The sequence below is a fragment of the Prevotella sp. KH2C16 genome, assembly GCF_900113305.1.
GTDB lineage: Bacteria > Bacteroidota > Bacteroidia > Bacteroidales > Bacteroidaceae > Prevotella.
Map to the genome: position 1 here is coordinate 331,629 of NZ_FOOW01000001.1, position 24,802 is coordinate 356,430.

The following is a 24,802-nucleotide window of genomic DNA, read 5'->3' on the forward strand; positions in this document are numbered from 1 at the left end:
TCATGAATTTCCCTTTTTACATAGCCCGTCGTTATCTCTTTTCAAAGAAGAGAACGCATGCTATCAATGTCATCAGTATTATTTCGATTATCGGAGTGGCGGTGGCCACGATGGCCTTGGTCATCGTGATGAGTGCTTTCAATGGTTTCCACGACCTCGTGGCTTCGCTCTTTACGAACTTCGACCCGCAGATAAAAGTGGTTCCGGCGATGGGAAAGACGGCTCCGAGCGACGATCCCATCCTCACCCGAATCCGCCAGTTGCCGGAGGTTGATGTGGCAACGGAGTGCGTGGAGGACAATGCGCTGGCCGTATATCAGGACAAACAGGCCATGGTCGTCATCAAGGGAGTGGATGATAACTTCGCTGAACTCACCCATATTACGGATATTCTGTATGGCGACGGTGAGTTTGGCCTGCGTGCCGCCAATCTGAACTATGGTACATTGGGCATTATGTTGGCCCAGACTCTGGGGACGGGTGCCCGTTGGAGAGGTTCGCTTCGCGTCTATGCGCCTGTGAAAGAGGGGCAGCTCGACCTCTCGGATCCTACCAGCGGCTTCATCGTAGACTCTCTGGAATCTCCCGGAGTGGTCTTTCAGGTGAAGCAGTCGAAGTATGATGCCCGCTATATCATTGTTCCTATTTCCTGGGCTCGCATCCTCTTTGAGCAGCAAGGCATGCTCTCTTCGCTTGAGCTGAGGCTCAAGCCAGGGAGTAACTTGAACGATGTAAAGGCGGAAATCAAGCAAATAGCCGGGGATAAATATAAGGTTCGCGACCGTTATGAGCAGCAGGAGGACACTTTCAAGATTATGTCAATCGAGAAGTTCTTTGCCTACATCTTCCTGACTTTCATCCTCGTGGTGGCATGTTTCAATATCGTCGGTTCGCTTTCGATGCTTATCATTGACAAGAAAGAGGATGCCCTAACCCTTAGAAACCTTGGCGCTACCGACCGGCAAGTTACCAGAATCTTCCTTTTTGAGGGAAGGATGATAGCCGTAATGGGTGCCGTGGCAGGAATCGTAGTAGGTTTACTACTCTGCTGGCTGCAGCAGACTTATGGTTTTGTACATCTTGGTGATAGCGATGGTTCTTTCATTGTTAACGCCTATCCGATAAGTGTCCACTATACGGATGTCGCTCTCATTTTCGTTACCGTTATCGCCGTGGGATGGCTTGCGGTGTGGTATCCGGTACGGGCGTTGAGTAAAAGGCTGTTGAGTGATTGAAAACGGCCTTTGCAAGGCTGCTTTCTTAGAGAACAGGAAATCATCAGAGCCTTTCTTTGTCAATGTCTTATTTTTTTCTGATGAGGGTCAGCCCGTCCCTTAAGGGCAGTATCACTTTCTCCACCCTGTTGTCTTTCGCGATGAAATCGTTGAATTCCCGGATGCCTTGCGTCTGCTGGTCGTCATCATAGGCGGGGTCGATGACATGCCCGTCCCACAGTGTGTTGTCGGCCAGGATGAAGCCTCCGGATCGCATGGCCGCCAGCACCGTCTCGTAGGTTTCTTTGTAAGTGCGCTTGTTGCCGTCGATAAAAGCCATGTCGAAGGTAACGCCCAATTCGGGGAGCAATTGGTTGGCATCTCCGATGATAAACTCAATCTTGTCGGAATAGGGTGATTGCTCTATCCACGGACGCGTGAAATCCTCCATCTCATCATTAATTTCGAAGGTGTAGATTCTACCTTCCGGTGGCAGGCCTTCTGCCATGCAGAGTGCACTATAGCCGCTGAAAGTTCCCACTTCGAGTATGTTTTTGGGGCGAATCATCTCTACCATCATCTTGAGCAGACGGCCTTGCAGGTGCCCGCTGGCCATCCTGCCATGTACGGTTTGCACATTCGTAGCCCTCCAAAGACGGTGCAGGTAGTCGCCCTCTGGGTCTATATGGGTGAGAATGTAGCTGTCGAGGGCTTCTATTGTGGAGACCTCTGCGTCTGTGGCCGCAGTCCCCGGTGTGAGCGAGCTATTTCGTTTACCATTGCTCATGTTACTGTGGCTCTTTTATTCCAGGAAAGATTCCACGGCCAGCCGATAGCTGTCGAGCCCGAATCCAGCAATCACACCCTTGCATGCAGCTGAAATGAGAGATTGATGGCGGAATCCTTCACGCGAGCTGACATTGCTGATGTGCACTTCTATGACTGGGGTTTTCAGGCTGCGGATGCAGTCGTGCAGGGCCACGCTGGTATGTGTGTAGGCACCCGCATTGAGGATTATGCCGTCGAAACTGAAGCCTGCTTCCTGCATTTTATTGATGAGCTCGCCTTCTATGTTACTCTGATAGTAGCTGAATTGGATGTCGGGATACCGGATGATGAGTCTTGCGAGATAGTCTTCAAATGACTCCTGACCGTAGATATCTGGTTCGCGCACTCCCAAAAGGTTCAGATTTGGGCCGTTTATAATTTGTATTCTCACAATTTCCTTGTATTTTTGTGGGCAAATATAGCAAATAAAATGGAAAAAGACAAATCTTCCGTAGATATTGTGAAGGTCTATCAGCGTTATCTGAAGTTAGGGAAGAACTATTCCGTAAACACAGTAGAGGCTTATAGGCACGACTTGGAGCACCTGCTTGAGTTCTGTAAGACACAGGAGAAGAGCCCCCTCAATCTGCAACTTGAGGATTTGGAAAAGTTTGCCGTGCTACTGCATGAGAGGGGGATAGGGGCCTCCTCGCAGGCTCGTATCCTAAGCGGAGTGCGTTCCTTTTATCGTTTCCTGTTGCAGGACGGATACTTGGAGAAGGATCCTACGGAACTTCTTGACTCCCCGCGCTTGGGTGAACATCTGCCCGAGGTGCTCTCCGTGGAGGAGGTTGACCGCATGGAGGCAGCCATCGACTTGTCTAAACGCGAGGGGCAGCGCAACAAAGCCATCATAGAAGTGCTCTTCTCGTGTGGTCTCCGCGTGTCGGAGCTCGTCAACCTCAAGCTCTCTCAGCTTTATTTCGACGAGCGATTCGTGCGTGTCTTGGGTAAGGGAAACAAGGAACGCCTTGTTCCCATCTCCCAAAAAGCGGTCAAGGAGCTTCAGCTCTGGTTTGCCGACCGTGTACACCTGTATATAAAGCCCGGTGAGGAAGACTATGTGTTTCTCAATCGTCGGGGGCGTCATCTCACCCGCACCATGATTCTTATAATGATCAAGTGCACCGCCCGTGATGCAGGTATCCATAAGACCATCTCACCCCATACGCTGCGCCACTCATTTGCCACGGCTCTCCTGAAGGGCGGAGCCGATCTCAGAGCCATACAAGCCATGCTGGGTCATGAGGATATCAGTACCACTGAGATTTATACCCATATCGACACAACGACTTTGCGGGAAGAAATTCTCCAGCACCATCCGAGAAATATCAGATCGTCTGACTTCTGAGTGAAAAGTTATTCTTTTTCTTTTCCGTGGCTTGTAGGCCAGACAGAAAAAGGATGCCCTAACCTTCTCCCCGGCTTCTGACTCTATATATTTTGATTTTTTGCAAAATAATACCAAATAATTAGGTAAGCCAAGGTTTTTTTAATATCTTTGTCATTAGAAATCGTTTAATTTAAAATTGTAGTAAACATGAAACTGAGACACCTCTTAGTGTTAGTTCTGATTTTTGTAGCCGGTTCTGCCCGGGCACAGATGGACATGACCATTCCTGCCGATACGGCAGTACGGAAGGGCGTGCTTCCTAACGGACTTACCTATTACATTCGTTACAACAACTGGCCGGAGCATCGGGCTAATTTCTACATTGCCCAGAAAGTGGGTTCTTTGCAGGAGGAAGAGAGCCAGCGTGGCTTGGCTCACTTCCTGGAGCATATGTGCTTTAACGGCACGACTCATTTTGAGGGCAACGGCGTCATCGAGTGGTGTCGTGCTCACGGAATAGAATTCGGGGCCGACCTGAACGCCTATACCAGTATAGACGAGACCGTATACAACATCAGCAATGTCCCCACCGGCAGCCAGGGCACTCTCGACTCCTGTCTGCTCATCCTTTCTGACTGGGCCGACGGCTTGATCCTCGACCCTAAGGAAATAGACAAGGAGCGTGGCGTCATCCACGAGGAGTGGAGGCTGCGATCGAGCGCGAGCCAGCGAATGCTCGAGCGCGCGCTGCCGAAACTCTATCCCGGCAGTAAGTATGGGCTGCGTATGCCCATCGGACTAATGAGCGTCGTAGACAATTTCAAGCCTAAGGAGCTACGCGATTATTACGAGAAATGGTATCATCCGACCAATCAGGGCATCATCGTTGTCGGTGATGTGGATGTAGACCACACGGAAGCCATGATCAAAAAGCTCTTCGGCGGTATAAAGAATCCAGAGAACCCTGCCCCCATTGTAGATGTAGAAGTACCCGACACGCCTGCTCCCATTGTCATCGTAGAGAAGGACAAGGAGCAACGCCAGGCCGTTGCCCAGCTCATGTTCAAGCACGAAGTCTTTCCAGACTCTTTGAAGGGGACGATTGTGAATCTGATACAAGGCTATACGAAAGGGGCTGCCATGTCAATGCTCAACAATCGCATGAGGGAGACGGCTCAGCAGCCGGAGTGTCCGTTTGTGAATGCCAGCGCCGACGACGGCAGCTATCTTTTCTCCAAGACTAAGGACGCCTTCACCTTAGGAGTGGTTCCCAAGGTTCCGGAAAAGACCTCGGATGCGCTCAAGGCAGTATTCGTAGAGGCTCGTCGGGCGGCAGAGTTCGGATTCACCCCTACGGAATATCAGCGTTATCAGGAAGATTATCTTTCCGGACTCGACAAGGTTTACAGCAATAAGGACAAGCGCACGAACGAGGCATTCTTCTCGCAGTACTTGAATAATTTCCTGGAAAATGAGCCGATGCCCAGCATCGAGTATACCTATCCGCTGATGAAACAGCTCGTCCCGAGAATTCCCGTTCAGGTAATCAACGAATATATGAAAGAGCTTGTGCCTGCAAGCGACAGCAATCTGGTGGTGCTCAACCTTAATCCGGAAAAGGAAGGAGCAGTCTATCCTACGGAATCCCAGCTCCTTGGAGCCTTGCAGGACGCCCGTGCAGAAAAGGTTGAGGCCTATGTGGATAATGTGAAAAACGAGCCCCTGCTGGCGCAGTTGCCTAAGGCAGGAACCATCAAGAAGGAAGTGAAGAACGACAAGCTCGGCTATACGGAGCTCACGCTCTCCAACGGTATCAAGGTGGTGCTGAAGAAAACCGATTATAAGAAAGATGAAGTGCGTCTCTCCGGCGAGGGCGATGGCGGTAGCTCGCTTTATGGCGACAAGGATCTCTATAACACGAAAGTGTTTAATGATGTAATCGGCATCAGCGGTCTTGGCAATTTCTCAAGCACCGAGCTCCAGAAGGCACTCGCGGGAAAGATTGCGAATGCCGACCTTACGATGAGCGACCGCAAGATGGGTCTCGGCGGTTCTTCTACTCCAAAGGATGTGGAGACCATGTTCCAGATGGCTTATCTCTATTTCACCAAAATCAACAAGGACCAGAAGTCGTTCGACAACTTGATGAATCAGCTTGAACTTGCCTTGAAGAATCGAGACAAGCAGCCAGATACAGCTCTCTCGGACTCACTTACCGCCACACTCTACGATCACAATCCGCGCATGGCAAGCCTGAAGCTCGACGACTTGAAGAAAATCAATTACGACCGCATCCTCGAGATTGCCAAGGAACGCACGGCGTCGGCCCGAGGCTGGGAGTTCACCATCATCGGCAATTATGACGAGGCTACCATCCGCCCGTTGGTGTGTCAGTATCTCGGCGCACTGCCAACAAAGGGGAAGGTGGTTAAGGGACACCGCATTGCCAAGCTACATCAGGGCAAGGCCGTGAACGAGTTCCGCCGCAAGATGGAGACCCCCAAGGCCAACAGCTACTTCGTGTGGTATAACGAGAAGATGCCTTACACCGTTGAGGACGGTATCAGGGCCGACATCGCGGGAGAAGTGCTTTCGCAGATTTACCTGAAGAAAATCCGCGAAGATGCCAGCGCGGCATACTCTTGCGGGGCGTATGCGGGAGCGTCGCTGTCTGATGACGGTTACCATGTATACCAGATTCTCGGCTACTGTCCGATGAAACCGGAGAAGAAGGACATAGCCATTAAGATTATGAATGAAGAACTCCCGGCCCTGGCCAAAACCTGCGACAAGGATATTCTTGAGAAGGTGCAGAAAACCATGCTCAAGCAGTTGGAGACCTCATTGAAGACCAACACATTCTGGCAGGGTGTCATCGGCATGCAGCGCAAGTACGGCATCGATTCCAGTTACGAGGTTCGCAAGGCGGCCATTGAGCGCCAGACCCCGGCAAGCATCTCTGCTTTCGTGGCCGAGTTCCTGAAGGATAACGGCGGGGTAAGCGTCATCATGCTCCCCGAGGAATAGCCTTTGCGGAAAGCAACCCTATAAGGAAAGGCCGGAGGATTCGTCTTCCGGCCTTTCTGTTTGCTGTCAGGAGGATGACAAAAGCGGAGAGATCGCAGGATTTGACAAATGTTTTCTTTTCCTTGCAGACTTAGGGAAAATAGCCCAACAGTTTACCCGGATTGCATGTCTTATAATTTTTTTCTGCCCAAAGTATAGGTATATTAAGAAAAAAGAGTAATTTTGTGGTATTAACCGAAAACCAATAGAGATACTGAGAACTAAATATAAAACTATAAAAAGTGGAGAATGAAATGCAGTTAATACTTCTCTTAAACCTCATTTTTGTGGTCTGTAACTATATCGTGATTTTCCATACCCGGTGGTGGGACACATTGGAGGAGAACTACTACGACTTGACAGGCCGTGATAAACCAAGGTGTCTGCTGTCGGTTTTCCTGATGGCAGGATATGTGGTTTTCATGTTTTTGCTGTTGATCAATCTTAAAAACCTTGCCTTATGGCTTGTCATTGGCCTTACGCTCATTTATGTGGCGCTATGTGCATATCTCGTGTTGGCAAGGTCTTGGCTGCGGAAGATGGAGGAGAAATCCAAGAGGAGGAAGGTGGCTCTTTTCTTCCTGGGCAGTCTGGCGGTTACGGCCTCTATTTGCTTAGGCAGGCTGATCAGCCGTTATTATGCACTGGGCGAGGAAAAGGTAAGGGGCTTGATACTCTTGATATTGATAGTATTTACTGGCTGTGTGTGGATTTGGCGGAAGTTCTCTGGTAAGAAAGAATGAAAGCAGGATGCCTTCAGCATGGGGCACAAGTGCGGCATCGGTTCAGTTTACTTATACGGAAAGGCCGGAGGATTCGTCTTCCGGCTTTTCTGTTTGCCGTCAGGAGGATGACAAAATCGCCGATTTTGTCCCATGTTTTCGGCGATTTTGTCGTTCAATCTCGCCGATTTTGTCGCGCTGTCAGCGGCTTTCTGGTTTGCGGGGAGGAATGTGCCGGGGCGGCAGGTGGCACCTTTATGACCTCCGCCACTCCTGTTTTTGATGCCCCGAGGTTGATAAATGGCCTCTGAATATTTGGAGAAGTCGGAAATAAGCCGTACCTTTGCAGTCGATAATAACATATTGGTTTAACACTTGTGGAAGAATTTGGCTGCTTGCAACCACACTAAAAAATGCTAAAACTGCAAAATCCCAAGAAAGATTTTACGGTCGTTTGGTGTTTTTCCACTTAAAAAAGTTTGGGGAAAAATGAGTTATTTGTTTTCATCAGAATCCGTTTCCGAAGGGCATCCAGACAAGGTTGCCGATCAGATTAGCGACGCGTTGGTCGACCAGTTCCTGGCTTACGACCCCAAGGCGCATTGTGCCATCGAAAGCTTTGTTACCACCGGGCAGGTGGTAATCATGGGCGAAGTGAGGTCGGAGGCCTACATCGACCTCCAGACCATTGCCCGCCGCACTATCAACCGGATAGGCTATACCAAGGCGGAGTATCAGTTTGACGGCGACAGCTGCGGCATCATGACCGCCATCCATGAGCAGAGCGGCGACATCAACCGTGGCGTGGAGCGCGCCGACGAGGAAGAGCAGGGTGCCGGAGACCAGGGCATGATGTTCGGCTATGCCGTCAACGAGACCGAGAACTATATGCCCGTGTCGCTCGACCTGGCCCATCTGCTTATGACGACACTGGCCGACATCCGCAGGGAGGGCAAGGTGATGACCTACCTCCGGCCCGACTCCAAGAGTCAGGTTACCGTGGAGTATAGCGACGACAACATCCCGCGGCGCATAGATACCATCCTCGTAAGCACGCAGCACGACGAGTTTGACAGCGACGACGAGCGCATGCTGGCGAGGATCAAGGCAGATGTGGTCAACATCCTTATCCCTCGCGTGAAGGCTCAGATTCACTCCGAGAAGGTGCTTGCGCTCTTCAACGACGACATCAAGTATCTGGTCAACCCCACGGGAAAGTTCGTTATCGGCGGGCCTCACGGCGATACGGGTCTCACGGGGCGCAAGATCATCGTCGACACCTATGGGGGCAAGGGCGCTCACGGCGGCGGTGCCTTCTCGGGCAAGGACCCCTCGAAGGTGGACCGCAGCGCTGCCTATGCCGCCCGCTATATCGCCAAGAACATGGTGGCGGCCGGCGTTGCCGACGAGATGCTGGTTCAGCTCAGCTATGCCATCGGCGTCGCGCAGCCCGTGAGCATCTATGTGAACACTTACGGGCGGAGCCATGTGGGTCTCTCTGACGGAGAAATCGCGAAGAAAATCGGTCAGATGTTCGACCTCCGGCCGAAAGCCATCGAGCGGGCGTTGAAGCTTCGCCAGCCCATGTATTTCGAAACGGCCTCATACGGGCACATGGGGCGTAAGAACGAGGTGGTGAAGAAGACCTTTACCAGTCTCTACCATGAGGAGAAGACGGTGGAAGTGGAGCTCTTTACCTGGGAGAAACTTGACAGGGTAGAAGACATCAAGAAGGCCTTCGGCTTATGATACAGCAGGCAGACTCCATCTTTTCAGGCCATACAGGCGAAGCCGGACTCGGGAAAGAAGTGGCCCGGCCCGCCCGGCAGCGCCACCAGCCCACCCCCCGCGAGGTGGTGAGCTGGCTGCCGAAGAATGCCACGCCTGCCCAGATGGACTCTGCCATACAGCTGCATGTGAAGCCTTCGGAGATTCATTGGAGCCAGATGCCGGACACGCTTCACCTGCCGGGGCATCCCCGGGGCAAGAGCGTGCGCGACATGGAACTGCCCACCTATTACAAGGAGTCGTTTTTCATGAAAGACTCGCTCTTTCATCCGGAACTCCCTGGGGGGCGTCTCGGCGTTTCCGGCGACCCGATTCCTTATGCCATTGCCAACGATAATTTCTTTACGGGCCTGCTGATAGGCTGTTTTGTCCTGGCATTGGTGGCTTTCTCGCAGTCCAGGAAGTTCATCTCCCGGCAGGCCAAGAACTTCTTCTTCGTTCCCCATGAGCATGTAACCCAGATTCCGGAGACGGCCAATGAGATTCGCTTTCAGATATTCCTGGTGCTGCAGACCTATCTGCTTCTGGCTCTTTTCTTCTTTTTCTATAGCAATGCTTATGTGGGCGAGGCCTTCATGCTGGCTCCATATCCGGTCATCGCAATCTATACGGGCGTCGGATTTTCCTATTTCCTGTTGAAGGTGTTTCTTTACTGGTTCACGGGATGGGTGTTTTTCGATAGGAGAAATAACGAGCTATGGTTGAAGTCATTTTTATTTATAGTTTCGATGGAGGGCGTTGCTCTTTTTCCTGTTGTCGTACTTCAGGCTTTTTTCGGAATGCCGATGCAGACTGCAGTGATTTATGCCATTGTCCTCTTGGTTTTTGTGAAAATGCTCACCTTCTATAAGACATATATCATCTTTTTTCGCAAGAAAGGCTCTTTTCTGCAAAATATTTTGTACTTTTGTGCGCTTGAAATAATTCCAATGCTTGCATTGGGGGGAGTTATGATTACAATAAACGGGTATTTGAAAATAAATTTTTAAGACAGAAAGATGATAAAGAAGATTCTTATTTCACAGCCAAGGCCTTCTAGTGAGAAGTCGCCCTACTATGATCTGGAGAAAGAATATGGCGCTCAGTGCGTTTTCCGTCCATTTTTCAAAGTGGAGGGATTGTCTGCGAAGGAGTTCCGTCAGCAGAAAATAAACCTGCTTGACTATACGGCCGTAGTGTTTACTTCGCGTCATGCCATAGACAACTACTTCAAAATCGCCAAGGAAATGCGTATAACGATTCCCGAGGACATGAAGTACTTCTGCGTCATCGAAACCATAGCTCTCTATATCCAGAAGTATGTACAGTATCGTAAGCGCAAGATATTCTTCGGAAATACCGGAAAGATCGACGATCTCGTACCTGTCATGGCAAAGCATAAGGCAGAGAAGTTCCTCGTTCCGATGAGTAGCGTCCACAATGATGATGTGAAGAATATGCTCGACGAGAAGAAACTGAATCATGCGGAGTGCGTTATGTATCGCACCGTGAGTAACGATTTCACGGAAGACGAGAAGAACAACTTTAACTATGACATGCTCGTATTCTTCAGCCCCACGGGCGTAAAGGCTCTGAAGAAGAACTTTCCGGAGTTCAAGCAGGGGGATATCAAGATTGCCGCTTTCGGCCCGGCCACGGCAAAGACCGTAGCAGACGAGGGACTTCGCCTTGATGTAGAGGCTCCCTCAAAGGAATATCCCTCGATGTCGAGTGCCTTGAAGGTATATCTGAAGAAGGGAAAGAAATAAGGATATGCCTGCGCCGGGAGCTCTCACACTAAAGAAGGAAGAGCGCATATGCAGCAAGAAGCTGATAGACGAGCTCTTTACGGGAGGTGAAAGCCATTCCATGACGAGCTATCCCGTAAGAGTGGTATATATGCTGAAGGAGCGGGAAGCAGTAGAGGAACCATCGGCAATGATGCTCGTAAGTGTCCCGAAGCGATGTCTTAGGCATGCCGTAAAGCGCAACCGGGTAAAGCGGCAGATTCGTGAAGCCTATCGCAAGAATAAGGCTTTGATAACCCAGAAGCTGGATATGGGTACATATCGGCTTGTCATGGCACTTATATGGCTTGACAATAAGGTGTATTCTACAGATAAGGTAGAACAGAATATCATGGGGCTCCTGACCCGTTTAAGTGAAAAGATATGAGGAATCTGAAGTTCGTTCACTGGATTTCGAATGGCCTGACATGGCTGCTCATACTTCCTATCAGATTTTATCAGAAGTTTATCACTCCCTACACACCTCCTTCGTGCCGCTTTACGCCGACCTGTTCGGAATATGCCCGTCAGGCTTTAGTGAAACACGGGCCGATAAAGGGGCTTGTTTTGGCCATTTGGAGAATATTAAGATGTAATCCCTGGGGTGGTTCGGGCTATGACCCCGTGCCGTAAGTTTCCGGACATGCCGGGCTCAGGCAACAAAAATATAAAAATAAAAATATCTACGATTCGATGACAAAAAATTTTGTAGAAGAACTGAAATGGCGTGGTATGCTGGCTCAAATCATGCCGGGTACGGAAGAATTGCTTCAGAAAGAAGTAGTTTCTGCCTATTTGGGTACTGACCCTACCGCCGACTCATTACATATCGGTCATTTGTGCGGAATCATGATGCTTCGTCATTTGCAGCGTTGCGGCCATAAGCCCTTCTTGCTTGTGGGCGGAGCCACCGGTATGATCGGCGACCCCTCAGGCAAGAGCCAGGAGCGCAATCTGCTGGATGCGGAAACGCTTTACCATAACCAGGAAGCCATCAAGAAGCAGGTTTCGAAGTTTCTTGACTTTGAGGGGAACGAGCCGAACAAGGCCGAGATGGTGAATAACTATGACTGGATGAAGGGCTTCACCTTCCTGGACTTTGCCCGCGAAGTGGGTAAACACATCACGGTAAACTATATGATGGCGAAAGACAGTGTGCAGAAGCGGCTCAACGGAGAGGCTCGCGACGGACTTTCTTTTACGGAATTCACCTATCAGCTCTTACAAGGTTACGACTTTCTCTACCTTTACCAACATCATGGGGTAAAGCTCCAGCTCGGCGGAAACGACCAGTGGGGCAATATGACGACGGGTACGGAGCTTATCCGCCGCACCCTTGGCCAGGAGGCTGAGGCCTATGCACTCACTTGTCCGTTGATAACCAAGTCTGACGGAAAGAAATTCGGTAAGACGGAAAGTGGTAATATCTGGCTCGACCGCAACCGTACGACCCCTTATAAGTTCTATCAGTTCTGGCTGAATGTAAGCGACGAGGATGCAGAACGCTATATCAAGATATTCACTTCGCTTGACAAGGAAACCATAGAAGCTCTTGTAGCCGAGCATAGTCAGGATCCCGGGCAGCGTGTCTTGCAGAAAAGACTTGCGGAAGAGGTTACCACCATGGTGCATTCCAAGGAAGACCTGCAGGCTGCCGTCGAGGCCTCTGGCATTCTCTTCGGCAAGGCCACGAAAGAGAGCCTGCGGCAGCTTGACGAGCAAACTCTGCTGGATGTATTCGAGGGGGTTCCCTGTTTCGAGATGTCAAAAGAACAGCTTGGTCAGCCGGCAGTAGACCTCTTCGCTACCGATGAAGTTAGAATATTCCAGAGCAAGGGAGAAATGCGTAAACTCGTACAAGGTGGCGGCGTCTCTCTGAACAAGGAAAAGCTTCAGGCTTTCGACCGTCTTGTTATGGCAGAAGACCTTATTGACGGTAAGTATCTGTTGGTGCAGAGGGGTAAGAAGAACTATTATCTCATTACCGTCAAATAAAGAAAAAGGCTTGAAAATTTGGTGGTGGGTGAAAAATCCACTACCTTTGCACCCAGATTGTCCTATGGTGTAATGGTAGCACTACAGTTTTTGGTTCTGTCAGTGGTGGTTCGAATCCGCCTGGGACAACAGATGTATTCCACACTTCATTGTTCATCAATGTTGTGTGGATTTTTTTAGAAATTATATGGTGATGTCTAATGAAAAACCAATTTATATAGCCTCCTCCAGTACATCCTTCTTCCAGCCCTTTCTAATCCTTATGCTATGTCATTTGGGGTAATATGAAATCCTACGATAAAGCTGGAATGTTTTTTTGTTCATTTGGGTTCGACCAAAGGAAAACTATGTTTTTATATTGGGAAAACAGGATGGATTGTAAGGGCGGTTGGTTTTTGTGAAGTCATCTTTGTTTTTTCTATTTTTTCATTGTGATTTATTACCATGATAATCTTTCAATTTAGTTTTTATTCATGATATGGTAAATAAGTATTGAATCAACCTTTTGCGCAAAAAGATGAGCTTATTCAACTAATTTTCAAGAAATGTAAACCAATTATTTGTAAGATATACGATTTTTCTGTATATTTGCGAAGTCAGTAAAAAGAAGAAGGCTGCTTTTATAGTAGTACCATGGAAAATGTAGTGTGATTTTTTATTCAATAACCAGAAAGAATTCTAATTTATATAAAGAACCTAATAATCCACTAAAGAAGAACAGTTACACGGCAGCAGGCTGCCATATAACTATACTGTGGAATCAATATATTATTTAACCTAAAATCGTAATTTATGGATGAGAATTTGAAGAGTCGTTCATTCGGTTTGCCGGAGAGGAGACAGTGGAAGTATCTGTTTGCCGCCTCTTTGTTCCTGCTGGCTCCAGTATGTGTGTCGGCAGCGGGAAGCTACGCTAATGAGAAAACTGTTGCCCTACAGCAGCAGGCAAAGAAAACAGTTACGGGCACGGTCCTCGATGAGACAGGTCAGCCCGTAATGGGAGCTACGGTGGTGGAGAAGGGGCATCCCTCGAATGGAACCATTACCGACATTGACGGAAAGTTTACATTGCAGATTCGTGAGGGATCCAAGATTTCTGTGAGCTATGTGGGCTACAGATCACAGGATGTAGTTGCGTCCGGTAATTCCGTGGCTGTAACCTTGACTCAGGACTCCGAGGCTTTGGATGAGGTAGTTGTGGTGGCTTATGGTACCCAGAAGAAGAAAGATCTGACTGGCTCCATGACCTCTGTAAGACCGGAAAATGTTCAAGTACAGAATACGACCACTATCACTCGAGCATTGGAAGGTGCAGCACCAGGTATACAAATTGCTGCTGTTGATGGTCAGCCGGGATTCGATATGGCCGTACGCATTCGTGGTGTAAGCTCTACGAATGGAAACAGTTCGGCGGCTCTTATTGTAATTGATGGTGTTGCTCAGCAGACCAACTCTGAATGGGAAAACCCATTAGCTCAGTTGGATCCTAATGACATTGCCTCTATTTCTATTCTAAAAGATGCTGCGTCTACGGCATTGTATGGTTCTCGGGGTGCCAATGGCGTTGTCTTGATTACTACCAAGAGTGGACAGAGTGGTAAGGCGAAGATTAACTTCGAGGGCCGTTGGGGATGGAATTCCATCGGCGACTACAATGTCAATTCAATAGATAATGCGGCTACCTATTATGAATATGCATGGCAGAGTATTTACAACTCTTATCGCTATGGTGTTAATGGGACGGGCTTGCCCGGCATCGATGCTCAGGGATTTCCCTATACGAATTTGAAAAATCCAAATCATACGGATGAAGAAGCGCGCCTGTTTGCCAGTCAGCACTTGTTTGATTACAACAATAGTGAGACCGACTTCCAAATGAATGTGTTGCGCAATAATATGGCCTATAATCTTCCTGGGGCAATTTACACCAATACAGGATCCGGGACACAGTCAAGTTCCACAATGAGTGGAGCCTACTTAATAGACCCTGCTACGGGCCGGCTGAACCCTGCTGCCAAATTGCTTTATAATGATACGGCTAAAGATTTGTTATTCAAACATGCTTTTCGTCAGGAATATAATTTGTCGGCAAGTGGTGGAACGGACAAAATGCATTATTATTTCTCTTTGGGATATCAGGACGAACCATCCTATTTGAAGTATAATGATTTCCGTCGTTACAATGGTCGTGCGAATATGGATGCGCAGTTGTTTGCCTGGTTGAAGGTCGGTGCAAATATTGGTTATTCTAATACAAAGACCCATGCGCAGGCAGGACGCTGGGGCCCTCGCCAGATTGGTGCAGCTTCTGGTAATGCAATAATGTATGTAAAAGGATGGACTCCCATAGTTCCTTTGTATCAAAGAGATCAAAGTGGAGTTATAATGTATGATGCCCAGGGTGAGCCAATCTTGAATATTGCAAATAAGTCCTATTCTCCTTTAGGTGCAGGAAATGTTGCTTATTCTGCCTGGACTCGCGATTTTATCTATGAAGCCAAGATCAATCAGGATCGTCAAGATATAGCCTTATGGACAGGCCGTTTATTTGCGGAGTTCTCTTTTTTGAAATATTTCAAGTTTAACTTGAATTTTAATATGGATGAAACCTATTGGCGCCGTACTCGTTACATGAATAGTATTGCCGGTCGTGGTACACCAAATGGTGGTATCGGCATCCTAACCTATAGTCGTCGTATCATCAATACGCAACAATTATTATCTTATTCTCAAGATTTTGGAAAGCAACACCATGTGAATGCTATGGTTGGCCATGAGTATGAAGACCTTGATAGGAAGGATGTAAATTTTGGATCTGCTTATGAAATGATTCCGGGCTTTTTGATTCCAGGAAACTTTGTAAGTCGTTATTCTAATATTTCTGCCTTTCCTAATCCGGGATGGTCGTTAGATAAGTTTCGTACGGAATCTTATCTCGGCCGTGTAAATTACAGCTATGCAGACCGTTATTATGCTTCTGCATCCTTGCGTCGTGATGCATCTTCTAAATTTACCAAAGATAATCGATGGGGTACATTCTGGTCTTTAGGTGCAGGTTGGAGAATTTCTTCGGAAAACTTTATGGCAGGTACTAAAGAATGGTTGGATAATTTGAAGCTCCGTGTAAGTTATGGTGTTACTGGTAATTCTAATGGTCTAACCTCTTATTATCTAAATCATACTTGGAATTATGGTGTCGCAGCATGGCAACCATCTACCAATGGTACGGGCGTTCCTAAAACATTTGTTGTAAATTCTGGAAATCTTGTGCGTGATGATATTACCTGGGAGAACATCCATCAGTTTGATATAGGTATCGATTTCTCGGTGTTAAATAATCGTATAACGGGTGCCATTGATTATTATAATCATCTAACATCAAACTCCCTGTACAATCAAATTGTATCCCCACTGGCAAATGCAGGAAACGAGGAGCTTGCCAAAAACTCGGCGAAACTTCGTAATGCAGGTATAGAGTTAGAGATAGATGCTGATATCATCCGTACAAAGGACTGGACTTGGAGTGTCGGCTTAAATGGAACCCACTATCGTACTACTCTGGAAAAGGTTCCTGAGAGTCAAATTCCTTATTGGGATGAAACCATAGATATTCCTAAAGGATGCTGGACAGCTAACAACGAAGCCATGTTAACAGCTGGTACTGGTGGAGTTGGTGGCAGAGGTATTTTCTATCTGCGTGGTGAAGGGAAGGATCTTTTCAATCTCTATATGTTTAAATATGCAGGCGTCGACAAAGAAACAGGTTTGCCAATGTACTGGCATCGCGTAACTTACAAGGATGTAACTCCAGACAAAGAAACAGGTGCATATGAGCATAATGGTCGTTACAAGCAGTATAAACAAGGAGAAAATGTAAAAACTACGGCTTATGCTGACGCTTCTCGCTATGAAGTAGGTAGGGCAACTCCAGATTTTATGGGAGGTATAACAACATCTCTTCGCTGGCGAGACATAGATTTAAGTATAGTCGCTGCTTATCAGATTGGCGGAAAGTTCTTTTCGACAGAGTATGGAAATAATTTGTATAAAGGATCTGATCTTGTACGGCAAAGTATGCCTCCCTCGAATGACCTTGTAGGTAATACTTGGACTCCTAATAATGCAAGTGCTTATTTCCCAATGCAGTGGTTCCAGGGGGACGAAAATAATGTTGGAAGCCTTCATTATGACGGAAGTTGCCTGGGAGGCTATAATTACACAGATATGGCGCTATTTGATGCAAGTTATTTCCGCATAAAGAATATTACGCTAGGCTATACGCTTCCCAAAAATCTTGTAAGGAAGATAGGAGTTACTAAGTTGCGTGCATATGTATCTGCAGATAATGTGTTGTTGTTCTCCAAGAAGCAGGGGCTCGATCCAACAGCCTCCGTTATTGGCGGTATGGAAGTCCAAGACATGACATATCCTCAGATGCAGACAGTAACAATAGGGGTGAATCTGGAATTCTAATGATTAAATATAAAGAAAGATGAAAAAGATATATAGAAATATAATAGCTTTTGCAGTTCTTGGATTATCTTTTACAGCTTGCAGTTCCCGTCTGGATGTTACAGATCCTAATAAGTTTACAGACGAAGAAATTGATAAGTACAAGGGAGAGTCTGATGAAAATACGAAAAGAGTATTAGGAGGTATGGTTAATGTTATGCCTAACTATGTAAATCTTTACGATGCAAAAATGAATAGAGGATATTCTAATGACAATGCTTATGAGTCCTCATTTGAACTGAGGCGCTTCATACAGTCAGGGGATGTCGTGGAAGGACGAGAAAGTAATAAGGGAAGTTACACCTTATTCTATCAGAATCATGATAATTTGCCATATTGGGAAGACGACCAGATAGAGCAGAATTATGGCTACTATATGGGACCTGTGTTAAAAATCGCAGCAGCAATGAAACCTTTGGATTGGCTTAGAGATCCTAAGACCCCATTGCAAAAAGGTTATAAGGCATGCTGTCTTACCATTAAAGCAATGGGATACATGCAATTAATGGAACGCTGGACAGATTTGCAAGATGTTACTTCAGATACGAAGCAAGGCTGGCCTATCTATAATAAGTATGCATACAATGCACCAGTGCCTCCACTGTCTGTAAAAGAAACTTGGAATTGGCTGAAAGACTCCTTGAAATATGCAGTGGAGTGTTTTAAGGCTTCTGATATCGGAGACGGAGGTTATACTATCGGTAATGATGGCGATAAAATACATGATATAGATTGTGCTGTTGCCCAATATTTTCGTGCTCGTGTTGCCTTGGATATGAAAGACTGGCCTACGGCAATAGAAGCTGCTAGTGATTTATTAAGTCATTATCCTAATTTCATTGAGGCAAAAGACTATGGAATGAATGAAGCCCTACTCCCATCTGTTGCTAAACGCGACAAGGCTAAGGGATGGACGGGTACAGACTATAATGCAGAGAAGAATGCATTCTATAATCTAGAGAAAAATCCTGAGGCTATTTTTGGGGAGGCAAGAGGTGCGACTTCCAGGTATTGGAGTAATTTTAACACATTGAAGAACACTCTAAGTGGATGTTATCAGATAGACCAGAATCTGTATCATGCGATGTCTGACAATGACTGCCGTAAGGCTTGCTTCCTCTCAAAGGCGTTTAGGAATTATTCTATTTATTCTTATGAGAATGGAGATTCTATATGGTATACCTACGATATACCAGCATATACCAACTTGAAATGGGCCGCATCTTCGGCTATTGGTTATACAAATCATGCTAACCATTCAAGTGTGTCTGATTTTATTTACTATCGTTCGTCTGCGGTTCTATTGATGCTTGCAGAGGCTTATGCTCAAAGTGGGCAAGATATGCAGGCAAAGGCAACACTAAATAAATTATTAGCGGCACGCACCTTGCCCGATAAGCCAATAATGACTTGCGACAATACAATGGCTGGCATGTCAACTTTGGATATGGTAAAACTTCAATGGCGCATTGAAATGTGGGGTGAAGGCGACTGGGCTTTCTTCAACCAAAAGCGTTGGGGAACAGCTCCTGCTCGTGGTGCTAACCATTGGAGCACAAAACCGATCTCTCACTATACTTGGGAAATACCCCAGCAGGAACGACAAGGGAATCCATATTGGAATTAAAAAATATGGAGTTGTTATTCAAAAAAAGACAATGTCTTAAAATAGATTTTGAGGACTAAACAATATTGGACTTTTAATAAGTGGGCTCGGTTTTGTACCGGGCTCATTTTATCTAAGCCCGGAAGGCTTTTATGGATACATAGTCCAAGGTGTGTAAATAAACAAGAATAACCCCCGAAGGTGATTCATCACCTTCGGGGGTATTTCAAACAGTTCCTGATTCGAAGCTGTCCTTGTAATTACTTAACAGCGTCAGCTAATTCCGCACCAGCCTTGAACTTGGCAACCTTCTTTGCAGCAATCTTAATCTTTGCCTTGGTAGCAGGATTGATGCCCTCGCGAGAAGGACGCTTTGCTACTGCGAATGTTCCGAAACCTACGAGCTGTACCTTATCACCGGCAACCAGAGCTTCCTTGATGGCCTCTGTGGTAGCATCCAATGCTTTCTTTGCATCTACCTTGCTTAAACCTGCAACTTCTGCAATCTTTGCAACTAATTCTGACTTGTTCATAATTTTGATTTATTAAATGATTAATTAATGATTAGATGTCATATTTCTGCACAAATATAAGTTAAAGATTTTAGAAAACAAACAAAAAATCAAGAAAAATCAAGAATTTCTCGAAAAAAAGGCGTTTGAAATATCTTTTTATGCTGATTACGGGATATTTTTTGTATTTTTGTTGCTGTTTTTAGTGTTTGATGATTAAACGAAATTACTCTATATGCGGAATATACCTTTAGTAACAAGGAACTTGCTTATCCTCAATGTATTGATGTTTTTAGTAACATTGATGTATGGGACGAACGCCAGCGGGGGATTCATCCTCAATGATATTTTGGGGCTGCATTTCTTTATGGCGTCTGATTTCCATGTTTATCAGTTGTTCACCTATATGTTCATGCATGGTGGATGGGGACACATTTTCTTTAATATGTTTGCCCTGTGGATGTTTGGTATGGTCGTGGAAAGGGTATGGGGTCCCAAAAAGTTTCTTTTCTATTATATTTCCTGTGGCCTGGGCGCGGGGCTAATGCAGGAACTGGCACAGTATGGCACCTATTTGGTTGAGAATCTTCCCGCTTATCAATATGTTGTTACTGAATATGGACAGCGTATTGCCATGGGAAACTATTTAAATCTTTGGACCACGGTGGGAGCTTCGGGTGCGGTATATGGCATCCTGCTGGCTTTTGGTATGATATTTCCTGAGGAAAGAATCTTCATTTTCCCTTTGCCGGTTCCCATCAAAGGTAAATGGTTTGTACTTTTGTATGCGGGTATAGAGCTTGTGTCAGCCTTTGCCTCTCAGGGCGACGGCGTGGCTCACTTGGCTCATCTGGGAGGTATGCTTTTCGGATTTCTGATGATTCTTTATTGGAAGAAGCATCCCACGGCAGGGTATGGTCGTTCGAATGGGGAGAGAATCTTTGACAGCATGCGTGCCAAGTGGGAACAAAGGACTCATAAAAAATCAGGGAACACAGCTGCGAGGACTGATTCCGATCAGGATTATAATGCGCGGAAAAAGAAGGATCAGGAAGAGATAGACCATATATTGGACAAGATTCGCAAGAGCGGCTACGATAGCTTGACAAGTGAAGAGAAGCAGAAGCTTTTCGACCATAGCAACCGATAATGTTTAAGCAAATCAAAAAGTTTGCACTGCAGATGGTGGCAGGTGCTAATATAGCCACCCTTCTGGTAATGTTGTTAGTTGGATATTCGGGTCATCTGAATCCTGTCAGTCATGCCTCGTTGTCAAATATCAATTTAGCCTTTCCAGTCTTTTTACTTCTCAATCTTGCTTTTTTAATCTTTTGGATAATCTTCAAACTGAAATATGCGTTGATACCAATCATGGGATTTATCCTTTGCTATCAGCCCGTCCGGGCTTATTTTCCGCTGAACATCTCGCGAGAAGTGCCGGATGAGAGCATAAAAGTGCTGTCGTATAATGTGTGGAATTTTGCAGATTGGGAAGACCAGAGCCAGGGTAATCCCATCATACAGTATATTGCAGACCAGAAGGCAGACATTGTCTGTCTGCAAGAAGCTTCATGCACTCCGAAGACTCGGGCCGACTTAGATAGGATTATAGGAGGTATGTATGAGTATTCTGACACATCCTGCATGAAGAAAGGGGAAAATATACTTGCAATTTACAGTCGTTATCCTGTTGTCCACAAGGAGAAAATCGTTTACGAGTCAGTAGGGAACCATTCTGCAGCATTCACCTTGAACATACACGGAGAGAATGTGGTCGTGGTTAATAACCATTTGGAAACTATGGGACTTTCGGCTACAGACAAGGCAAACTTCAAAATGATGATGAAGGGAAAAATGGGTGGCGACAGTGCCAAGCACGAGTCATACCGCCTCATAGACAAGCTTTCTGCTGCTGCGAAGATTCGTGCCCCCCAGGCAGAGGCCGTCAGACGGTTCATCAAGAAGCACAACTATCAGAGTATTATTTGTGTGGGCGACTTCAACGACTCTCCGCTTTCGTATACTCATAACACGATAGCCGAAGACCTTGTAGACTGTTATATTGCTTCGGGGAATGGGCCGGGTATCAGTTATCACAACTCTGGCTTCTATGTAAGAATTGACAATATCATGTGTTCAGACGACTGGAAGCCTTATGGTTGCAAAGTTGACGATAAAATTGCCACAAGCGACCATTATCCCATATATTGCTGGCTAAAAAGACGGCCAAACCTTAAAAAATGAAGAATAATGGCTTAAAATTTTCCTAAATATGAAAATTTGCTTATCTTTGCATGTCTTATGACAATTGAAAAAGAGAAACAAAATAAATTAAATAAATAAAACAAAAAATGCAAAACAAAGGAATTGTTATTACAACAGCCGTCTTGCTGACACTTGCAAGCATTTTTTATCTGTCATTCTCAGTGGCTACGCGCTATTACGACAGTCAGGCTGCTAAGCTTAAAGACCCGATTGCGCAGAAGGATTACAAGGATTCCGTCAAGTATTTGGGGATTTATTCTTACCAGAAGTGCTTGGAGACCCAGATTGGTCTTGGCCTTGACTTGAAGGGTGGTATGAATGTCATTCTTGAAATCTCTGTTCCCGATGTGATAGAGACATTGGCAGAGCATAAGAGCGATGTGGCTTTCAAGAAGGCTATGACGGAAGCTCGCAAGGCTGAGGAGACCAGCCAGAGTGATTTCATCTCCCTGTTTATCAGTGCGTATAAGAAGAATGCGCCGGGACACCGCCTGGCCGAAATCTTTGCCACGCAGCGTCTTCAGGGCAAGGTGAGCCCCCAGAGTTCCGACAAGGAGGTTGAAAATGTGCTCCGCGAAGAGGTACAGTCGGCTGTTAACAACTCTTACGATGTGGTTCGTACGCGTATTGATAAGTTCGGTGTCGTTCAGCCTAACATCCAGAAACTGGAAGGGCAGGAAGGCCGTATCATGGTTGAGATGCCTGGTATCAAGGAGCCGGAGCGCATGCGCAAGCTGTTGCAGGGAAGTGCAAACCTCCAGTTCTGGGAGACTTACAATTCCGAGGAAATCATCCCATATTTTACTCAGATAGACACGCGCCTTGCCAATGGCGCGGAGACCAAGGATAGTGCTGCCGTAGATACAGCCAAGGCGGCAAAGCCTGCCGTACAGGCAAAGGATGCGAAATTCCGGCTGAAGAATCAGGAAAACCAAGCCAAAGCCGCGGCTAAAAGCACAAGCGCAGAGCTTGAGGCTGCCAAGAAGCAGCATCCGCTGCTCGCCATCCTGCAGCCCTCTGGCAACGGCTCCCTGAGCCTTGTCGGTTTTGCCAATGTGCGTGATACCGCCGCTATTAATGCGATTATCTATTCCGAGCTTGCCCGGCAGATTCTGCCATCAGATGTCAAGTTGCTCTGGAGTGCCAAGCCGACGGACTTAATCAAGGATAATAAAAATGTATATGAGCTCCATGCCCTTAAGGTAACCTCTTCTACGGGTCGTCCTCCCTTGGAGGGTGATGTCGTTACCGACGCTTCGGACGAGTTCAATCAGTTGTCTGGTTCCCCGGAAGTTTCCATGACGATGAATTCCGAGGGCGCGCGCCGTTGGGCTGCTCTCACAAAGGCTAATGTAGGAAAGGCGATTGCCATCGTGCTTGATGATGCTGTCTATTCCGCTCCCCGTGTAAACGGCGAGATTGACGGCGGTCGCTCTTCTATCTCTGGCAACTTTACGATTGAGGATACCAAAGACCTGGCCAACACGCTGAAGTCTGGCCGTATGCCGGCTCCTGCCCGCATCGTTCAGGAAGAAGTAGTCGGCCCGACATTAGGTGCACAGTCTATTCAGCAGGGTATCAACTCGTTTATCATCGCGTTCGTGCTGTTGATTATCTACATGCTCGTAATGTATAACATCATCCCGGGCTCCATTGCCGTGGGTGCCTTGCTCATCAATGTATTCTTCACGCTGGGTATTCTCACCTCGTTCCAGGCCGCCCTCACCATGTCGGGTATTGCTGGTATGGTGCTGTCATTGGGTACGGCTGTGGATGCCAATGTGTTGATCTATGAGCGTATCAAGGAGGAACTCAGGGCTGGCAAGGGTATGAAGCAGGCCGTTCAGGCTGGTTATAGCAATGCGTTTTCCGCCATCTTTGACTCTAATGTTACCTCGGCTCTGACGGGTGTCATCCTGCTGCTATTCGGAACCGGGCCAATTCAAGGCTTCGCCACGACATGGCTGATAGGTATTGCCTGCTCGTTCTTCTCTGCTGTATTCCTCACTCGTCTCGTTTACGAACATAAACTGAATAAGGACAAGTGGCTCAACCTGAAGTTCTATACTCCGCTCTCCAAGAATATGATGCAGGACAAGGACTTCAAGTTCATGTCGATGTACAAGGTTACCTTCACGGTGGCAGCCGTAGCTCTCGTGATTTTCTTGGGTAGTTTCTTCGTACGAGGCCTTGATCAGAGTATTGACTTTACTGGCGGTCGCAACTATGTAGTGCAGTTTGAACGATCCACTACGCCGGAGCAGGTGCGTGAGGTACTCAATGATGCTTTCCCTGGCTGCACGAATAGTGCCCTTTCATTGGGAACAGACAACAAGACCATTCGTATTTCCACTAATTATAAGATAGAGAGCAACAGCCCGACGGTGGACGACGAGGCAGAGTCCATGCTCTATACGACCTTGAAAAAGCACGGCATGGTGAGCCAGAAGAGTGTGGAGGACTTCAAGAACCCGGATATCCGTCTGGGAGGATCCATCATCAGCTCTTCCAAGGTGGGGCCTTCTGTGGCCAAGGATGTTACCTACGGGGCCATTATCAGCGTCGTCATCGCCTTGGTTGCCATCTTCCTCTATATCCTGCTGCGTTTCCGCAACATTGCGTTCTCAGTAGGTTCTACGCTCGCTTTGACCTTTGATGCCATCACCGTCATCGGCTTCTTCTCGCTCTTGCAGGGGTGGCTGCCGTTCTCGCTGGAGGTAGACCAGACATTCATCGGTGCCGTGCTCACGGTCATCGGCTATTCCATCAACGACAAGGTGGTGGTATTCGACCGTATCCGTGAGAACCTGAAGCTACATCCAAGGGAGGATATTCAGATATTGTTCAATAACTCTATCAACCAGACTTTGGCTCGTACGATCAATACATCGTTCTCCACCTTGATCGTGTTGCTCTGCATCCTCTTCCTCGGCGGAAAGAGTATCCAGCCGTTTGCGTTCGCCATGACGCTGGGCGTAGTATTCGGTACCATCAGCTCCATCTTCATCGCGTCTCCGATCGCCTATCTCGTGCTGGGTCGCAAGATACGCAACCGCGCCGGTGAAGTTACCGAGCGTTAAGCCGGGAAGAAGTTCCCCGTCGGGAAAAAGAATACTAAATCAGGCTCCGCACATCAGTGCGGGGCCTTTTTGTTGCGGCTCATCGGAATGTTACAAGCCGTGTGTAATGTGATTA

18 protein-coding genes and 1 tRNA gene are annotated in these 24,802 nt (G+C 47.1%); 16 read left to right on the forward strand and 3 right to left on the reverse strand.

The window, feature by feature from the left end; genetic code table 11:
• The first annotated feature begins 2 nt into the window (after positions 1 to 2).
• Positions 3 to 1,235, forward strand: coding sequence for an FtsX-like permease family protein (locus BM114_RS01315; protein WP_092109481.1), 1,233 nt, complete (start codon positions 3 to 5; stop codon positions 1,233 to 1,235).
• Positions 1,236 to 1,302: 67 nt separating this feature from the next.
• Here BM114_RS01315 and BM114_RS01320 read toward each other — a convergent pair whose 3' ends face one another.
• Both BM114_RS01320 and aroQ read right to left on the reverse strand, forming a co-directional pair.
• A complete protein-coding gene (locus BM114_RS01320; protein ID WP_092109484.1) occupies positions 1,303 to 2,001 on the reverse strand; it encodes an O-methyltransferase in 699 nt (232 codons plus the stop codon).
• Between the two features lie 15 nt (positions 2,002 to 2,016).
• Complete coding sequence (gene aroQ, locus BM114_RS01325) at positions 2,017 to 2,433, reverse strand: type II 3-dehydroquinate dehydratase (protein ID WP_092109486.1); 417 nt, start codon at positions 2,431 to 2,433, stop codon at positions 2,017 to 2,019.
• Positions 2,434 to 2,472: 39 nt separating this feature from the next.
• On the opposite strand from aroQ, the gene xerD reads away from it, so the two are divergent.
• The 12 genes from xerD to BM114_RS01390 all read left to right on the forward strand — a co-directional run bounded on the left by xerD (position 2,473) and on the right by BM114_RS01390 (position 18,851).
• Complete coding sequence (gene xerD / locus BM114_RS01330; RefSeq protein WP_092109489.1) at positions 2,473 to 3,393, forward strand: site-specific tyrosine recombinase XerD; 921 nt, start codon at positions 2,473 to 2,475, stop codon at positions 3,391 to 3,393.
• 189 nt (positions 3,394 to 3,582) lie between these two features.
• Entirely contained in the window at positions 3,583 to 6,402 is a 2,820-nt protein-coding gene (locus BM114_RS01335) for a M16 family metallopeptidase (RefSeq protein WP_092109492.1), read from the forward strand.
• A gap of 293 nt (positions 6,403 to 6,695) precedes the next feature.
• Positions 6,696 to 7,184: a hypothetical protein gene (locus BM114_RS01340; protein ID WP_143089221.1), complete on the forward strand. Its 489-nt coding sequence runs from the start codon at positions 6,696 to 6,698 to the stop codon at positions 7,182 to 7,184.
• A gap of 468 nt (positions 7,185 to 7,652) precedes the next feature.
• Positions 7,653 to 8,912, forward strand: a complete 1,260-nt coding sequence (gene metK, locus BM114_RS01350; protein ID WP_092109499.1) for a methionine adenosyltransferase — start codon at positions 7,653 to 7,655, stop codon at positions 8,910 to 8,912.
• Positions 8,909 to 9,940: a DUF4271 domain-containing protein gene (locus BM114_RS01355; RefSeq protein WP_092109502.1), complete on the forward strand. Its 1,032-nt coding sequence runs from the start codon at positions 8,909 to 8,911 to the stop codon at positions 9,938 to 9,940. The genes metK and BM114_RS01355 overlap by 4 nt, the downstream gene beginning before the upstream one ends.
• 9 nt (positions 9,941 to 9,949) lie before the next feature.
• Complete coding sequence (locus tag BM114_RS01360) at positions 9,950 to 10,699, forward strand: uroporphyrinogen-III synthase (RefSeq protein ID WP_092109504.1); 750 nt, start codon at positions 9,950 to 9,952, stop codon at positions 10,697 to 10,699.
• 4 nt (positions 10,700 to 10,703) lie between these two features.
• Positions 10,704 to 11,105, forward strand: coding sequence for a ribonuclease P protein component (locus BM114_RS01365; RefSeq protein WP_092109507.1), 402 nt, complete (start codon positions 10,704 to 10,706; stop codon positions 11,103 to 11,105).
• Positions 11,102 to 11,350, forward strand: coding sequence for a membrane protein insertion efficiency factor YidD (gene yidD, locus BM114_RS01370; protein WP_092109509.1), 249 nt, complete (start codon positions 11,102 to 11,104; stop codon positions 11,348 to 11,350). The genes BM114_RS01365 and yidD overlap by 4 nt, the downstream gene beginning before the upstream one ends.
• A gap of 60 nt (positions 11,351 to 11,410) precedes the next feature.
• Positions 11,411 to 12,712: a tyrosine--tRNA ligase gene (gene tyrS, locus BM114_RS01375; protein WP_092109512.1), complete on the forward strand. Its 1,302-nt coding sequence runs from the start codon at positions 11,411 to 11,413 to the stop codon at positions 12,710 to 12,712.
• Between the two features lie 58 nt (positions 12,713 to 12,770).
• Positions 12,771 to 12,841, forward strand: a tRNA-Gln gene (locus tag BM114_RS01380).
• Between the two features lie 663 nt (positions 12,842 to 13,504).
• Positions 13,505 to 17,185, forward strand: a complete 3,681-nt coding sequence (locus BM114_RS01385) for a SusC/RagA family TonB-linked outer membrane protein (RefSeq protein ID WP_092109515.1) — start codon at positions 13,505 to 13,507, stop codon at positions 17,183 to 17,185.
• A 19-nt stretch (positions 17,186 to 17,204) separates the two neighbouring features.
• The gene (locus BM114_RS01390) at positions 17,205 to 18,851 is read left to right on the forward strand and encodes a RagB/SusD family nutrient uptake outer membrane protein (protein ID WP_092109518.1); all 1,647 of its coding nucleotides are present in this window, start codon (positions 17,205 to 17,207) and stop codon (positions 18,849 to 18,851) included.
• Positions 18,852 to 19,090: 239 nt separating this feature from the next.
• Here BM114_RS01390 and BM114_RS01395 read toward each other — a convergent pair whose 3' ends face one another.
• Positions 19,091 to 19,363 carry an HU family DNA-binding protein gene (locus BM114_RS01395; protein ID WP_092109521.1) on the reverse strand — a complete coding sequence of 91 codons (273 nt, stop codon included), beginning with the start codon at positions 19,361 to 19,363 and terminating at the stop codon, positions 19,091 to 19,093.
• Positions 19,364 to 19,577: 214 nt separating this feature from the next.
• Here BM114_RS01395 and BM114_RS01400 point away from each other — a divergent pair, with 214 nt between their 5' ends.
• The 3 genes from BM114_RS01400 to secDF all read left to right on the forward strand — a co-directional run bounded on the left by BM114_RS01400 (position 19,578) and on the right by secDF (position 24,687).
• A complete protein-coding gene (locus BM114_RS01400) occupies positions 19,578 to 20,492 on the forward strand; it encodes a rhomboid family intramembrane serine protease (protein ID WP_092109524.1) in 915 nt (304 codons plus the stop codon).
• A 221-nt stretch (positions 20,493 to 20,713) separates the two neighbouring features.
• Positions 20,714 to 21,586 carry an endonuclease/exonuclease/phosphatase family protein gene (locus BM114_RS01405; RefSeq protein ID WP_369808388.1) on the forward strand — a complete coding sequence of 291 codons (873 nt, stop codon included), beginning with the start codon at positions 20,714 to 20,716 and terminating at the stop codon, positions 21,584 to 21,586.
• A 107-nt stretch (positions 21,587 to 21,693) separates the two neighbouring features.
• Positions 21,694 to 24,687, forward strand: coding sequence for a protein translocase subunit SecDF (gene secDF, locus BM114_RS01410; protein WP_092109530.1), 2,994 nt, complete (start codon positions 21,694 to 21,696; stop codon positions 24,685 to 24,687).
• Positions 24,688 to 24,802: the final 115 nt, after the last annotated feature.

Coding starts and splice junctions, on each gene's coding strand:
- BM114_RS01315 (WP_092109481.1), top strand. CDS start 3: ATGAATTTCCCTTTTTACATAGCCCGTCGTTATCTCTTTTCAAAGAAG.
- BM114_RS01320 (WP_092109484.1), bottom strand. CDS start 2,001: ATGAGCAATGGTAAACGAAATAGCTCGCTCACACCGGGGACTGCGGCC.
- xerD (WP_092109489.1), top strand. CDS start 2,473: ATGGAAAAAGACAAATCTTCCGTAGATATTGTGAAGGTCTATCAGCGT.
- BM114_RS01335 (WP_092109492.1), top strand. CDS start 3,583: ATGAAACTGAGACACCTCTTAGTGTTAGTTCTGATTTTTGTAGCCGGT.
- BM114_RS01340 (WP_143089221.1), top strand. CDS start 6,696: ATGCAGTTAATACTTCTCTTAAACCTCATTTTTGTGGTCTGTAACTAT.
- metK (WP_092109499.1), top strand. CDS start 7,653: ATGAGTTATTTGTTTTCATCAGAATCCGTTTCCGAAGGGCATCCAGAC.
- BM114_RS01355 (WP_092109502.1), top strand. CDS start 8,909: ATGATACAGCAGGCAGACTCCATCTTTTCAGGCCATACAGGCGAAGCC.
- BM114_RS01360 (WP_092109504.1), top strand. CDS start 9,950: ATGATAAAGAAGATTCTTATTTCACAGCCAAGGCCTTCTAGTGAGAAG.
- BM114_RS01365 (WP_092109507.1), top strand. CDS start 10,704: ATGCCTGCGCCGGGAGCTCTCACACTAAAGAAGGAAGAGCGCATATGC.
- yidD (WP_092109509.1), top strand. CDS start 11,102: ATGAGGAATCTGAAGTTCGTTCACTGGATTTCGAATGGCCTGACATGG.
- tyrS (WP_092109512.1), top strand. CDS start 11,411: ATGACAAAAAATTTTGTAGAAGAACTGAAATGGCGTGGTATGCTGGCT.
- BM114_RS01385 (WP_092109515.1), top strand. CDS start 13,505: ATGGATGAGAATTTGAAGAGTCGTTCATTCGGTTTGCCGGAGAGGAGA.
- BM114_RS01390 (WP_092109518.1), top strand. CDS start 17,205: ATGAAAAAGATATATAGAAATATAATAGCTTTTGCAGTTCTTGGATTA.
- BM114_RS01395 (WP_092109521.1), bottom strand. CDS start 19,363: ATGAACAAGTCAGAATTAGTTGCAAAGATTGCAGAAGTTGCAGGTTTA.
- BM114_RS01400 (WP_092109524.1), top strand. CDS start 19,578: ATGCGGAATATACCTTTAGTAACAAGGAACTTGCTTATCCTCAATGTA.
- BM114_RS01405 (WP_369808388.1), top strand. CDS start 20,714: ATGGGATTTATCCTTTGCTATCAGCCCGTCCGGGCTTATTTTCCGCTG.
- secDF (WP_092109530.1), top strand. CDS start 21,694: ATGCAAAACAAAGGAATTGTTATTACAACAGCCGTCTTGCTGACACTT.